12 protein-coding genes and 1 tRNA gene are annotated in these 13,937 nt (G+C 70.8%); 2 read left to right on the top strand and 11 right to left on the bottom strand.

Translation table 11 applies throughout. From position 1 onward, the window contains the following. Positions 1 to 129 precede the first annotated feature (129 nt). The 6 genes from FRANCCI3_RS07370 to FRANCCI3_RS07345 form a co-directional block, all read right to left on the bottom strand. Complete coding sequence (locus tag FRANCCI3_RS07370) at positions 130 to 462, bottom strand: small basic family protein (RefSeq protein ID WP_011435907.1); 333 nt, start codon at positions 460 to 462, stop codon at positions 130 to 132. Next, positions 459 to 1,235, bottom strand: coding sequence for a DUF881 domain-containing protein (locus tag FRANCCI3_RS23280; RefSeq protein ID WP_236701445.1), 777 nt, complete (start codon positions 1,233 to 1,235; stop codon positions 459 to 461). Before FRANCCI3_RS23280 ends, FRANCCI3_RS07370 begins: the two co-directional genes overlap by 4 nt. A gap of 182 nt (positions 1,236 to 1,417) precedes the next feature. After that, on the bottom strand, positions 1,418 to 3,904 hold the full coding sequence (locus FRANCCI3_RS07360) for a mannose-1-phosphate guanyltransferase (protein ID WP_011435905.1): 2,487 nt from the start codon (positions 3,902 to 3,904) through the stop codon (positions 1,418 to 1,420). 18 nt (positions 3,905 to 3,922) lie between these two features. Next, positions 3,923 to 4,531, bottom strand: a complete 609-nt coding sequence (locus FRANCCI3_RS07355; RefSeq protein WP_011435904.1) for a CDP-alcohol phosphatidyltransferase family protein — start codon at positions 4,529 to 4,531, stop codon at positions 3,923 to 3,925. A 260-nt stretch (positions 4,532 to 4,791) separates the two neighbouring features. Then, positions 4,792 to 5,892 (bottom strand): C40 family peptidase, encoded by a 1,101-nt coding sequence (locus FRANCCI3_RS07350; RefSeq protein ID WP_011435903.1) that lies wholly within the window; start codon positions 5,890 to 5,892, stop codon positions 4,792 to 4,794. A 532-nt stretch (positions 5,893 to 6,424) separates the two neighbouring features. Then, positions 6,425 to 7,369, bottom strand: coding sequence for a class F sortase (locus FRANCCI3_RS07345; protein ID WP_108913328.1), 945 nt, complete (start codon positions 7,367 to 7,369; stop codon positions 6,425 to 6,427). Positions 7,370 to 7,740: 371 nt separating this feature from the next. Here FRANCCI3_RS07345 and FRANCCI3_RS07340 point away from each other — a divergent pair, with 371 nt between their 5' ends. Both FRANCCI3_RS07340 and FRANCCI3_RS07335 read left to right on the top strand, forming a co-directional pair. Continuing rightward, positions 7,741 to 8,313 carry a hypothetical protein gene (locus FRANCCI3_RS07340; RefSeq protein ID WP_236701446.1) on the top strand — a complete coding sequence of 191 codons (573 nt, stop codon included), beginning with the start codon at positions 7,741 to 7,743 and terminating at the stop codon, positions 8,311 to 8,313. Between the two features lie 161 nt (positions 8,314 to 8,474). Next, a tRNA-Pro gene (locus tag FRANCCI3_RS07335) sits at positions 8,475 to 8,548 on the top strand. A 131-nt stretch (positions 8,549 to 8,679) separates the two neighbouring features. Here FRANCCI3_RS07335 and der read toward each other — a convergent pair. The 5 genes from der to FRANCCI3_RS07310 form a co-directional block, all read right to left on the bottom strand. Beyond that, positions 8,680 to 10,143, bottom strand: a complete 1,464-nt coding sequence (gene der / locus FRANCCI3_RS07330) for a ribosome biogenesis GTPase Der (protein WP_011435900.1) — start codon at positions 10,141 to 10,143, stop codon at positions 8,680 to 8,682. 135 nt (positions 10,144 to 10,278) lie between these two features. Continuing rightward, positions 10,279 to 11,106 (bottom strand): lysophospholipid acyltransferase family protein, encoded by an 828-nt coding sequence (locus FRANCCI3_RS07325; RefSeq protein WP_011435899.1) that lies wholly within the window; start codon positions 11,104 to 11,106, stop codon positions 10,279 to 10,281. Beyond that, positions 11,103 to 11,909, bottom strand: coding sequence for a (d)CMP kinase (cmk, locus tag FRANCCI3_RS07320; RefSeq protein WP_011435898.1), 807 nt, complete (start codon positions 11,907 to 11,909; stop codon positions 11,103 to 11,105). The genes FRANCCI3_RS07325 and cmk overlap by 4 nt, the downstream gene beginning before the upstream one ends. Positions 11,910 to 12,003: 94 nt before the next feature. Further along, entirely contained in the window at positions 12,004 to 13,116 is a 1,113-nt protein-coding gene (locus tag FRANCCI3_RS07315) for a prephenate dehydrogenase (protein WP_011435897.1), read from the bottom strand. A 24-nt stretch (positions 13,117 to 13,140) separates the two neighbouring features. Next, a complete protein-coding gene (locus tag FRANCCI3_RS07310; protein WP_011435896.1) occupies positions 13,141 to 13,899 on the bottom strand; it encodes a pseudouridine synthase in 759 nt (252 codons plus the stop codon). Positions 13,900 to 13,937 lie beyond the last annotated feature (38 nt).

The raw sequence follows: 13,937 nt of genomic DNA, 5'->3' as shown, positions 1-13,937 counted from the left end.
TGGGCGGGTCCGACGGCGCATCGGAGACCGGCGCATCGGAGACCGGCACCGGATCGGGCTTCGGATCGGATGCGGACTTCCGTCCGGGCCCGGATTCCGAAGGGTCGCCTGTCGATGTCACCGCCATCGTCAGACCTTGATCAGATGTTGGCGCAACGCGGTCGCGGTGGTGAAGATGCGGATGCCCAGCACCACGACCACCGCGGTGGACAACGCGCCGCCGAACCCGATCAGGTCGCCGAGCAGCACCATCAGGACGGCGATCGCGACGTCGAAGACGAACGAGACGATGAACACCCGGTCGTCGAACACCCTCTCCGCAACGGCCCGCGCGCCGCCGAGAGCAGCGTCCACCGCGGCCACCACGGCGACTGGGAGGTAGGGATCCATCCAGTCGGGGACGGTCGGGCCCAGCACCAGGCCGGCCGTCACGCCCAGGGCAAGGGCTACCACGGCGATCATGATTCGCTCCGTCGAGCATGCCGCAGCACCTGGGGATAGGCCGCGGGCAGGGTCAGGTTTCTGACGGTGACGACCGACAGGGAGGTCACCGGTGAGTCGGGACGATGCCGCAGCCGGTCGATCACGGCGGACTCCTCGAGACGCCGCACGAGATCGTCCGGATCACCCACCGCTTCGACGGTGTACGGCGCGATCATCGGTACGAATCCGACGAGAATGAGATCACCGGCCGCCCGGATAGCGCTGAGAGCCGTCAGGCGGACGCCGTTGACCGCGACAGCCTCGGCACCCGAGATCCACAGCACGTTGACGAGATCGGCAAGATCTCGATCTTGAATCCGGGTCCAGCCGGACGCCGGTGCGGGGTGGGGACCGGCGAGCCCGGTCAACGGGCGCAGCGGGGTGGGTGCCGTTGACGCACGAGGTGCCGACGGTGCCGACGGTGCCGACGGCCCGGGGGCGGTCCGGTCCGCGAGCTCGATCCGGGCACCCGGTCCACGCACGGGGGACCAGCCTGCCGCCGGCCCGAGATCCGACAGCGCCGCCGTGGCCCAGGCCAGCTCACGCTCGGCCCGGGCGCGCTGTTCCCGCGCCGTCTTCACCCGCAGGCGCAGCTCGCCGACCCGGGTCGCGGCCGCAGTGGTCACGGCGGATCGCTCATGTATCTTCGCGCGCAGGGCCGCGACGAGCTCCGCACGTTCCCCGGCCGTCGTCGCGGCACGCCGGGCCCCGGTCGCGATCACCAGGCCGAGCAGGCCGAGGACGAGGGCCAAGGCGAGGGGACGCTGCCAGGGGCGACGGGGCCGCCCGGAGACGCCGCAGGGATCCGAAGGGCCGGCGGCCCCGGGGCATACCGGCCCTCGGCGTGGCCATCCGGTCCGTTCTCGCACATTCGGCATTCTGACCGACCGGACACCGAGCGCCGCCGACCAAGGCCTCGCCGCGCGTGCCGCGGCTACCGCGCCTCGACCACCTCGACCCAGCGCCGCAGCAGCACGTGGGCCTCCTCGATGTCGGCGCCCTCCGACCACAGGTGGGTGACCGCCTCGCTCGGGTCAGGCAACACCAGGATCCAGGAGCCGTCCGGACCGACGATCCGAACCCCGTCCGTGGTGTCGATGACATACCCCGTATCCGGGTCGACCGACTCCACCACGCGACGCATGACGGTGCCCTTGACCGCCCACGGGGTGGGCACTGAACGGCGCAGGATCGCCACCGAAGGTATCCGGGCGTCGATGGTGCTGAGTGTCAGCCGGGTCCGTGCCACCAGGGCCAGCAGTTTCACGAACGCCGCGATCCCGTCGATCGCGGGGGCGAACTCGGGGACGATGAAGCCGCCCCGCCCGTCGGCGGCGAAGACGATGCCGTCGTCACGGGCGACCCCGGTCAGCGCCGCCGCCGACAGGGAGGTCCGGCGTACCGTCAGCCCGTGGAAGCGGGTGACCTGGTCGGCTACCCGGGTGATGGTCACCGGGAGGGCTACCTCCGCGCCGGGATTCTCCGCCGCGACGAGGTCGAGGAACACCAGCAGGGCCCGGTCATCGTCGATAAGGTCCCCCCGCTCGTCAACGATCGTGACGCGCTCGCCGACATGATCGAACCGCACGCCGAAGGCCGCCCCGGAGCTGGCGACGAGGGCGCCCAGGCGGTCGGTGGCCCGCAGATCCTCCAGGGCGCTGCGGGGCGGGATGGTCTCGTCAACGCGTCCGTTGACGGTGAGCACGTCAACGCCGAGCCGGCCGAGCAGTGTCGGCAGCACCAGGGACGCCGAGCCACCCGAGGAATCAACGACGATCTTGAGATCCGCCTCGGCGACGCCGGCGGTATCGACCCGGTCGAGCAGATCCTGGATGTAGAGATCCATGGTACGGGCCGGGAAACGCAGGTCACCGATCTCACCGGGAAAGGCCCGGCGGAACTCCTGGCGGGAGAAGACCCGGTCTAGCTTGCGCTGTGCCACCGGGGAGAGGTCGTCGCCGTCGGCATCCAGGAAGATGATGTCGATGCGTTCCGGGTCTCCGGGGGTGGTGCGCAGCATGATCCCCCCGGCGGCGTTGGACGAGCGGACGTCGAAGCGGGTGACCGGCATCGGTGCCACCTCGAGATCACGGACGTTGATGGCGCCGGCGGTCAACGCGCTGATGACGGCCCGCTTGAGGGCCCGGGCGGCGCGGGAACCGTCCCGCGCGGTGGTGACGGTGGCCCCCTTCTTCAGGGTCGTGGCGTAGGCGCCGGCGAGGCGCACCACCAGCTCCGGGGTGATCTCCGCGTTCACCAGGCCGGACACCCCGCGCGGCCCGAACAGGGTCCGCTGGCCGCGGGACTCCCAGATGACGGAGGTGTTGACGACCGCGCCGGCCTCGATCGTCTTGAACGGATACACCTTCACGTCATGGGAGACGAACGCCTCCTCGCGGACGACGCACTCGTCTCCGACGACGGCGCCCTCCTCGATCCTGGCCGCCCGCAGCACGTCGGTGCTCTTGCCGATGACGCAGCCGCGCAGGTTCGTCTGCGGGCCGATGAGCGCGTTGTCCTGGACGATCGCCCGGTGCAGGAACGCGCCGCTCTTCACCAGCACGTTGCTGCCCAGCACGGAAAACTCCCGCAGCTCGGCGCCGGCCTCCACCTTGCTGTAGTCACCGACCACGAGCGGCCCCTTGAGGATCGCCTCCGGATGGACCTCGGCGTCCTCACCGATCCACACCCCGGGGGACACCTCGAAACCGCCGATCTCCACGTCGACCTGGCGGTTGAGCACGTCGGCCTGGGCCCGTTGGAAGCTCGCGATGGTGCCGACGTCCTCCCAGTACCCGGACGCCACGTAGCCGTACACCGGGGCACCCGCCTCGACCAGCCGGGGGAAGATGTCGCCGGACCAGTCCACCGCCTCGCCGGGCGGCACCTGGGCAAGCACCTCGGGCTCCATCACGTAGATGCCGGTGTTGACGGTGTCGGAGAACACCTGCCCCCAGGTCGGCTTCTCCAGGAAGCGCTGGATCCGTCCGTCCTCGCCGGTGATGACGATGCCGAACTCGAGCGGATCGGGGACGGATTTCAGCGCGACGGTGACGAGCGCGCCCTGACGCCGGTGGAAGGCAACCAGGTCGGTGAGGTCGATGTCGGTCAGCGCGTCCCCGCTGATGACCAGGAACGCCTCGTCCCGCAGGGCGTCCTCGGCGTTCTTCACGCTGCCGGCGGTGCCCAGCGGGGTCGTCTCGGTGGCGTACGACAGGTGCATCCCGAGCTCGTCACCGGAACCGAAGTATGTCCGGATCATCGAGGCCAGAAACTGGACGGTCACCACCGTCTCGTCGAAGCCGTGCCGTTTGAGTAGGCGCAGCACATGCTCCATGATCGGCCGGTTGACGACGGGGAGCAGTGGTTTGGGCAGGTTCGCGGTCAACGGACGCAGCCGGGTGCCCTCGCCACCGGCCATGACGACGGCTCTCACCGGTCACCTCCCACTTGCGCTGGTCCGGGCGTCCGCCCGGAAGCGCCGGACGAGCTGGCCGGCCTGGACGAAGTACAGAAGACCAGACCACCAGTACAGGGCAGTACCCCAGATCGCGAACGCCCATCCGACCGGGCGTGCCGCGGTGGCCAGCCAGGAATCCCCGGCGGACAGCAGCAGGAGAGGGAAGGCGTACAACAGGTTGAACGTCGCAGCCTTGCCCAGGTAGTGCACGGGCAGCGTGACGCCGACCCCGATCCTGCGCAGCAACGGCGGCAGCGCCAGCAGCGCCACGTCGCGGGCAAGGAGCAGAACCGCGAACCAGACCGGCACGATCCCGCGGAGGGTCAGAGCGACGATGGTGGCGAGGATGTAGAACCGGTCGGCGAGGGGATCCAGCAGGACGCCGAGGCGACTCGTCTGGTTCAGCACCCGCGCGAGCTTGCCGTCCAGGTAGTCGCTGATTCCGGCGAACGCGAGAACGCCGAGCGCCGCACCGTCCGCCTTCGGACCCAGCACCAGCCAGAGGAAGACCGGCACGCCGAGCAGCCGCAGGGCGGACAGCGCGTTCGGAACCGTCCAGATCCGGTCCGAGGCGGTGGGCATGGTCATGCGGCCGTCTCTCCTCCACCGGTTGGGCGGCGCGACGCGCCGCGAAGGCGGTGAACGGCAGCCCACCGCACCCGGCGCTCCCGCAGGTCCCCACCCGACGGGTTCGGCGCCAGTGGGGACGTCCGGGCCCGGTGGGGGCCGCAACGCCCCGCCGACGGGCCGGACATCGCTGACGCTAGCGGATCGTGGGACACGGGGAGCGGAGAGGGATCCGCCGGCGGGGTACCCCGGCGTTCGGACCGGGTCGGATGGGACCGGGCTCAGAGGATGCGGCCGACCTTGTAGGTGGAGCTGTAGATGGGCCGCAGCGACACGACACCGCCGGTCTGCGGGGCAGCCCACATATACCCATTCCCGGCATAGATGCCGACATGGTAGATATTCCCAGGAGTACCGTAAAAGATCAAGTCGCCGGGCTGCTTGCCGGACTGGGGCACCTTCATCGAGACCCGGTACTGGTCCTCGGCCACGCGCGGCAGCGAGCGGCCGAGTTGTTTGAAGACGTACTGGACGAGTCCGGAGCAGTCGAACGAGTACGGACCCTCCGCGCCCCAGACATACGGCTTACCCTTGTTCAACGACGCGAGGTAGACGGCCTTCTCCCCGATCGAGCTACCCGGGATGACCTTTGGGATCGCCTGGTCGATGACGGAACCCGACCCTCCCGAACCCGACCCTCCCGAACCCGACCGTCCCGGACCCGTCGGACTCGCGATCGTCACCGTGGCGGCACCGGCCACGGAGGGACGCAGGGCGTTCGATCCGTCGAAGACCGCGGTGATCGTCGTCGTGGAGAGCAGGCGCGCGGTGATCTGCGCGGCGCCGTTCGCGTCGGTCCGCAACCTCGTGGAGGTCTGCCACTGGGGACCGTTCACCACGACGATACGGACGTCCTGGTTCGCGAGCGGGGTGCCGCTGTCCGATTCCAACGCCCGCACCGTGAGCACCACCGGGGTGTTGGGCGCGACCGAGGTCTTGTCCGCGGCGATCGAGACGCTGGTGAAGACGGGGTCGTGGTCCGCGATGGCGGTGGCCAACGGGGCGAGCCTGCGGGCCGAGGCCGCATCGCCGCCGGTGGCGTGGTGTCCCGGGACGAGCGCGGCTTCCTGGGTGAGGGAGTTCGACTCCAGTGACGAGGTTCCGTCGGCGCCCCCGGGGACGGTGGCCGCGAAGGCGGCGGTCGAGGCCGCGATCGTCCCGGTGGTGAACGCGGCGATGGTGACCGCGCGTCGCGGAGGAGGAGTGGTACGGCGGCGAGCCGCGCCGGAGCCTGAGGAGCCGTGGGGCGCCGGCGGGCGCTGACGATTCCGGACGAACTGGTCCCAGTCCTCCGGAAGCCAGGCCATACCACGACGGGGCAAGACGTGTCCTTCCCGTGCGCCTACGAGGGAGCTGTCGGGTTCGGGCTGGCCAGCCCGGCGGCCGACGACCCGGTCAGTGCCGTCACCGCCAGAACGCGGCCGGATCCGCCGGCCACACCCGGAACCACGGCTCCCCGCACCTGCCCCGACATACTCGGAGGGGCCGCCGAACCGGGGGCAGGACCAGGCACATCGGTCCGACGGGTATCTCTATCAAAATAGGTATATCTGTATGACATGTAGCAGACACTTCATAATCCGGACACCTATGGATCGGTAGAACAGAAGTGCCGTTGATGACCATAGTGGACATACCCGGGCGGCTCGCAATCACCCCCACCCCAACGCTTGAACACGGCACCAGAAGACCGTCGCTACTCGGCAAGAAGTACGGATGCCGTCACGCCGGGTGTCCGTCGGCGGCTTGATCACGCCACCTCGCGTCAGGTCGTCACGACGCCCCGAGCATCGACGTGTCGTAGATCTCGCCGGCTGTCTCGTCGGCGATCCGGCAGCGGAACGGGCCGGGTCGTCAGGGTGCGGGCGGCGGGTTCACGCTCGGGACGGAACCGACCTGCGCCGGCGGCTGCCCGGGCGACGGCTGCCCGGGCGATGGGTGCCCGGGCGATGGGTGCGCGGGCACGGGCCCCCGCGACGGATCCGGCGGAAGCACGCTCGCCGCAGACCGGGCCGGCACGACGGGCGCGGCTCCTGCCGAGGATTCGGCGTGCGCGTACACCACCAGGTTGTTGAGATAGTGCCTGGCCTTCCGGTCGAAGGCGCCCCCGCAGGTGATCAGGCGCAGTTCAGGGCGGATTACCGGTCCGTAGACCCGGTTCGTCGGGAACCTCGACTTCACCACGTTCTCCGCGCGATCGACGACGAACGTCGTGGACACGCCGGTCGGCGAAGCGACCTCGATACGGTCGCCGGGCACGAGCTCGTGCAGCCGGTAGAAGACCGCCGGGCCGGTGGTGGAATCGTAATGGCCGACGAGCACGGCAGGGCCGATGCCACCAGGCGCCGGACCGCGGTCATACCAGCCGACATCTCCCCATGCCTTGGGCACCCCGAGCGTGCCATCCGGGTTCAGACCCAGATGAATGATCGGAGCGTCCACCCTGATCCGGGGGATGCGCAGCCGGGACGGATTGTTGACGACCACCACTGGCTGCTCGGGGACGGCGGGAGGTAGCCCGAACCGGCCGGTCGTCGGCACGGGGGTGGGCGGCGGCGGGACGTCGGCGATGTCGGCCGTCGCGTCCGCCCCGGGAGCGCCATGGACGGCATCGAACGCCGGTTCCGCCAGCCGGAAACCGCTGCCGAGGACGAGGACCGCCCCGACGAGGAGAAGCCACCGCCAGAGCGGGATGCGCCGACCCGCGACGGGTGTCCGGACGGAGAAGGCCGTCGGTGCGCCGTTCGCGGGCCGCTGGTTACCGCCGCCCGTCCCACCTTTCACAGCTCCTCCCGCCATCCCGCCCGTCGATCGTCCACGTACGCGTGCGGATCGCTCCCGAGGTGGATCGTCCGGCGCCCCGCCCGCGGCTCCGAACCGTCACGTGCCAGGGTCACGAAACCACCGACGGTGACTCTACCAATCAGTGAAGATACTTTCCGTGAGCGGCATGCTTGTGAGCGAGGTGTACCGGTCTCAACGATTCCGAGATCACCGAAAACTGGACGAACTAGACCGAAAAAGCAACCCGATCGCCGCCACAAGGAGGTCGATCCGGCCGCACCACGCCCGGGCGGTTAACCCGCATCCCCACACTCAGTCGCTATGGTATCACTCGCAGTAACGAATAGATCACCGTACGTGAGAGAGGGGACCAGATGAAGAAAGGTATGGGTCGAAGCGCCGCCGTTCTCGCGATATCAAGCGCGGCGAGCGTCACCCTAACCTTCGGGCCCGGCCTGGCCGCTGCCCACGCCCTCGACGACAAGGACAACCACCGGTGCGACGACAAGAAGGACGGGTGGGGCCTCTTTGGCGACAAGGACAATCTGGACGGCAAGGACCGCGACCGCGATGACAAGATCGACGGCGACAAGCGGATCCGGGCCGATCGGATCGACGACGGCAGGGACGGCCTGGACGGCAAGAACGGCAAGGACGGCAAGGACGGTCTGGACGGCAAGGACGGTCTGGACGGCAAGAACGGCAAGGACGGCAAGGACGGCAAGGACGACTGGTTCAACTGGGACGACAAGAAGCGCGACTGCGCCATTGCCGGCGTCGGTGCCGGCGTCGGTGCCGGCGTCGGGCCGGGGGGCGGGCCGGGGGGCGGTGTCGCCGCAGGTGGCGGCGGGATGGCCGACCCCGGGTCCTCGCCCCTGCTCCCGCTGGCCGGTGCGGCAGTGGGCGCCCTGCTGATCGGCGCCGGGGTTACCCGACGGCGCGCCCAGGGTGCGAGCTGACCCTGCTGTTCGGCGGCCCTGCGGCGTGCGGACACCCTCGTGGGTGACGGCCTCGGCCTGGTCCCACGCGGGGCCCACGCACGAGGGTCGGGGGTCGCGTCGTCAACGACGCGACCCCCGGTCACCGTAGTGGTCGCCGGTACGGTAATGTGGCTGCTGTACGGGACGTGGCGCAGCTTGGTAGCGCACCAGACTGGGGGTCTGGGGGTCGCAGGTTCAAATCCTGTCGTCCCGACAGAGGTGGTAAAACCCGTTGCTCAGGCAGGTGAGCCTGCTCAACGGGTTTTTTCGTCGTAAGCCGCCGTCACGCCGGTCCGGCCGGACCGGAAAGCCCACCCGGCTGACGGCCGGAACCCGGTCCAACCGTCAGCCGCCGCCCCTGCGGTCGCCGCGTTCACGCACCCGCACCGAGATCGAGATGGGCGAACCGGCGAAGCCGAAGTCCTCCCGGAGCCGGCGTTCCAGGAATCGACGGTAGGACGACTCCAGAAAACCCGTCGTGAACACCACGAACCGCGGCGGGCGCACTCCGGCCTGGGTCGCGAACAGGACCTTCGGAACCCGCCCTCCACGTGCTGGCGGCGGGGTCGCGGCGACGACCTCACCCAACCAGGTGTTCAGCCGGCCGGTCGGGATCCGGGTACCCCAGGACTCCAGCGCGGTGCGCAGCGCGGGGGCGAGCCGGTCGGTCGCACGCCCGGTACGGGCCGAGACGTTCACCCGCGGCGCCCACGCGACCCGGCCGAGGTCACGGACGATCTCCCGTTCCAGGGTGAGCCGGCGGTCGGTGTCCACCAGGTCCCACTTGTTGAAGGCGAGGACGAGGGCCCGTCCCGCGTCGACGACCATCGAGATGACCCGCTGGTCCTGCTCGGTCACCGGCTCGTCCGCGGCGAGCAGGACGATGGCGACCTCGGCGGCTTCCAGGGCCGAGGCGGTGCGCAGCGACGAGTAGTACTCGGCGCCGGAGGCCTCCCGGACGCGACGGCGCAGCCCGGCGGTGTCGATGAACATCCACTCCTCGCCGCCGACCGTCACCAGCTCGTCGACCGGGTCCCGGGTGGTGCCGGCGACGTCGTGCACCAACGACCGCCGGCTGCCGGCGAGCTTGTTCAGCAGACTCGACTTGCCGACGTTGGGCCGGCCGATCAGGGCGACCCGCCGTGGGCCGTCGGACTCGGTGAGGATCTCGCGCGGCGCCTCGGGCAACGCGGCGAGCACGGCGTCGAGCAGGTCTCCACTGCCCCGGCCGTGCAGGGCCGAGACCGGGTGCGGCTCGCCGAGCCCGAGGCTCCACAGCGCCGCCGCATCAGCCTCGAATCGTACGTCGTCGACCTTGTTCGCCACCAGGATCACCGGCAGCCCGCAGCGGTGCAGCACCCGGGCGACCGCCTCGTCGGCGTCGGTGGCACCGGTGACGACGTCCACGATGAACAGCACCGCATCGGCGGTGTCGAGCGCCGCGCGGGCCTGCTCGGAGACCTGGGCGGCCAGCCCCGTCGCGTCGGGTTCCCAGCCGCCGGTGTCGACGAGGGTGAACCGCCGCCCGCTCCAGACCGCGTCGTAGGCGACGCGGTCACGGGTCACCCCGGGGACGTCCTCGACGACCGCGGCCCGCCGGCCGAGGATGCGGTTGACCAACGTCGACTTGCCCACGTTGGGTCGCCCCACGACGGCCACCACCGGTTGACCGATCCCGGGGCCCGCGAACTCGCCGTCGAGCTCGCCCGCGAACCCATCGGGGCCGCCGACGTCATCGCCGAGGCCACCGTCGGCAAACCGGTCGAACCCGGCCGCGCCGAGGTCCGTTGATAGGTCTTGTCCGCTCATCACTGTCACTGCCAACTGTCATCGTGGGACGGGGATCGCCTGTGATTCCCGGGCTCGGCGCCGGACACGCGAGCGTGGTCGGATCGCCGGGGGCTCTCACCCGCCCGTCCGGAGCGAGCAGCGATCTTGCTCAGATTACCCGGCGCCGGCCCGGTCAGCTCCGCCGGTCCCGCCCGCCTCGCCGCAGGCCTTTCCGGCCCGGACGGTCGCCAGATGGTCGAGCAGGCGCACCCGGATGTCCTCCGCGACGGCGGCCAGCGCCTTGCGCGAGCGTGGGTTCGCCGGGACCTCCACCGCGAACGGCGCACCGAAGACCACCCGGATCGGCACCGACCGGCGCGGCCAGCGCGCCCCCCGGGGCAGGGCGGCACCGGTGTTGATGCAGGCCACCGGTAGGACGCGGCAGCGGCCGTGCACCGCGAGGTAGGCGATGCCGTGCTGGACCGCCGCCATCTCCCCGCTGCCCCGGGTGCCCTCGGGGAACAGCCCGATCGCCCCGCCACGGGAGAGCTCGTCCAGCGCGGTGTGCAGGGCTTCCCGGTCGGCCCGATCACGATCGATCGGAATCTGACCGCTGAACAGCAGCGCCCGGCCGAGCACCCCCCGGTACATCTCGACCTTGCTCAGGCAGCGCACGGTCCGTGGGGACTCGATCACCACCAACGGGCCATCCAGCCAACTGCTGTGGTTCCCAGCGAAGATCAACGGCTCGTCGAAGGGGACGTTCTCAAGCCCCTCCAGGCTGATCTGCATGACCACCCGGTTGAGGAACCAGCGGACCCCGGGCTTGAGGACGCGGTGCGGGAGGTCGTTGTAGATCGGTGACGCGGCACCCCGGTGGACCGGTCCACGCGCCACCCGGGCGGCCCGCCGGGCCGCCTCCGCGGCACGTTCGCCGGCACCGTCGTCCGGCCGAGCGGCCTCAACGCGGGGCGCCTCAACGCGGGGGTTCGACGTGGTCATCTCGTCCGGTTCGGCAGCTGCTCGCAACGCCGAAGCACCTCGTCGACGACTTCGGACACCGACAGGGCCGTCGAGTCCAGAACCACCGCGTCGGGCGGGATGGCCAGCGGGTCCGCCGCCCGGTTGCTGTCGAGCGCGTCGCGCCGGTCGAGTTCGGCGAGGGTCCGGGCGACGTCGTCGACGCCCTTCTCCCCGAGCTGGCGGGAGCGACGCAGCGCACGGACCTCGGTCGAGGCGGTGAGGAAGACTTTGATCTGGGCGCCCGGCGCCACGACCGAGCCGATGTCGCGACCCTCCACGACGATGCCGCCGGCCGGCAACGCGGCGGCGATCACCTGACGCTGTTGGGTGACGAGCAACGCCCGCACCGCCGGCACCGCCGCGATCGCACTGACCGCGTTGGTCACCGCGCGGGTGCGGATCTGGGCGTCCACCCCGACACCGTCGATGGCGATCGAGGGCTCGTCCGGGTCCGTACCGACCGAGATCACCGCCCGCTCGGCCAGCTCCGCGACCGCCGCCGAGTCCTCGATGTCAATCCGCTGTTCCAGCGCGAGCTGGGTGACCGCGCGGTACATCGCCCCAGTGTCGAGGTACCGCAGGCCGAGGCGGCGGGCGATCTCGCGGGCCACGGTGCTCTTCCCCGACCCTCCGGGACCGTCGACCGCCACGATCAGACCCTCGGCCCCGCCTTCGTGGACCGCGGGACCATCTCCCTCGGACCCGAGCGGCGCAGACGTTCCCTCCCGGCTGTCGGTGACCGTGCTTCCCGCCGACAGCGCAGACCCGTGGTCGGGCTTCACCCGATTCCTCCGTCCCGGTCACATAAAGAGTCGTCGGATCGCGCCCCCGCGGATGCCGACATGTGCAACCCGGATCAGGCTACTCGGTACGGCATCAGGATCGCCGGTATGCCGTCCAGCCGTTGAGCGTCAACCGGTCGACGAGCTCGTCCGCGGCCGTCGGATCCACCGCGAGCTCGACGATGCCGGCGGGTGCGTCAAGGCTGTGCTCGAAGGGCCCGACATCCTCAATGTTGATCTGCCACTGGCTGATGAAGCCGACGAGCGCGGCGAGCTGGCCGGGTCGGTCGTCGAGCACGACCCCCACCCAGCCCCAGGACTGCGCCGGGGCGCCGGGCTTGCGCGGAAGCAGCGCACGGCCGGCCTGGCCGCCCCGCATGAGCCGGGAGACCGCGGCGGTGACCTCGTCACCGGAACCGGTGTCGAGGACGTCGGCGAGCGCGGTGAGCTGGGCGCCGAGGGAACGCACCCGCTCGGCGATCGGGCCGCGGTTACCCTCGATGATCCCCGACCACAGCTCGGCGTCGCTGTCGGCGAGCCGGGTGGTGTCGCGGAACCCCTGCCCGACGAAGGGCACGTCCCGTTCCGGCAGCCCGACGAGCGCCCCCGCGAGCGCGCTCGCGACGATCTGGGGCACGTGGGAGACCGACGCCATCGCCGCGTCGTGACGCTGCGGGGTGGTCCGCACCGGCGTGGCCCCGCAGGCGAACGCCAGCGCCACCGTGGCGTGCACCGCGGCCGACCCGGTGTGGGGGACGGGACAGACCGCCCAGACCCGCTCGGCGAACAGGTCCGCCCGGGCGGAGACGGCCCCGTGCCGTTCCCGGCCGGCGATGGGGTGGGCCGGGCACCACGTCGTGAGGTCGCAGCCGAGCTGGACTCCCTCGACCAACGGTCGGACCTTGACGCTGCCGGCGTCGCTGATCGTGTCCGCGAGGCCGGAGCGGGCCAGGGCGCGTACCTGGACCGCGACACTCGGCAGTGGGGTGGCGACGACCGCATGATCGACCCGCTCCCCCGCCCACGGCCGCCCGGCCCCCATCTTCTCGGCAAGCGCGACCTGTGCCTCGTCCACGTCGCGGAGCAGGACCTCGACGCCCCTTGCCGACAGCGCGAGACCGATGCTGGTCCCGATCAGGCCCGTGCCGACGACCCCGACCCGGCGCAGGCGCGGAAGGCGTGCGGCATCCCATTCCAACCCGACCATGGCCTTGATCCTAAAGCCTCGGGCCTAGAGACCGACGCCGTGATACAGGGCGCCGATCTCGTGACGGGTGAGGTGACGGGCCCGCCCGGCGCGCAGGGTTCCCAGCGACACCGCCCCGAACCGGGTGCGCACCAGTCGATGCACCGGGTGGCCGACGGCGTCCATCATCCGGCGGACGACGTGCTTGCGCCCTTCGTGCACGACGACCTCGACCATCACCCGTCCGTTCGCGTTGTCGACGATGCGCGCCGAGTCCGCGCGCACCGGGCCGTCGTCGAGTTCGACCTCCGCGCGCAGCTGGCGCAGGACGTCACGGCGCAGCGGACCGGACACCTCGACGAGGTAGGTCTTGGGGACGGCGAACGAGGGATGGGTGAGCCGGTGCGCGAGCTCTCCGTCGTTGGTGACGAGCAGCAGCCCCTCGCTGTCGGCGTCGAGCCGGCCGACGTGGAACAGCCCGCCGCCGAACTCCGTGAGCAGATCCGCGATCGTCGGCCGACCCCGGTCGTCCGACATCGCCGAGAGCACCCCGCGCGGCTTGTTCAACGCCAAGTGGACCAGGCCCGTCCGGGTGACGATCCGCTCACCGTCGACCTCGATGAGGGCGGTTTCGGGATCGACCCGGCGGCCCTGCTCGCGCACCACGGTGCCATCCACCCGGACCCGACCGGCAGCGATCAACTCCTCGCCGTGCCGGCGGGAGCCCACCCCGGCGGCGGCCAGCACCTTCTGCAGCCGGATGCCCTGGTCCTGGGGCCCGTCCGGGCGGTCACCGCTACTCATGACGGGAACCTGGTACTCATGACAGCAGCCCGATACTC

It is taken from the genome of Frankia casuarinae, assembly GCF_000013345.1.
Lineage (GTDB): Bacteria > Actinomycetota > Actinomycetes > Frankiales > Frankiaceae > Frankia > Frankia casuarinae.
This window is presented reverse-complemented; position numbering and strand designations above follow the sequence as displayed.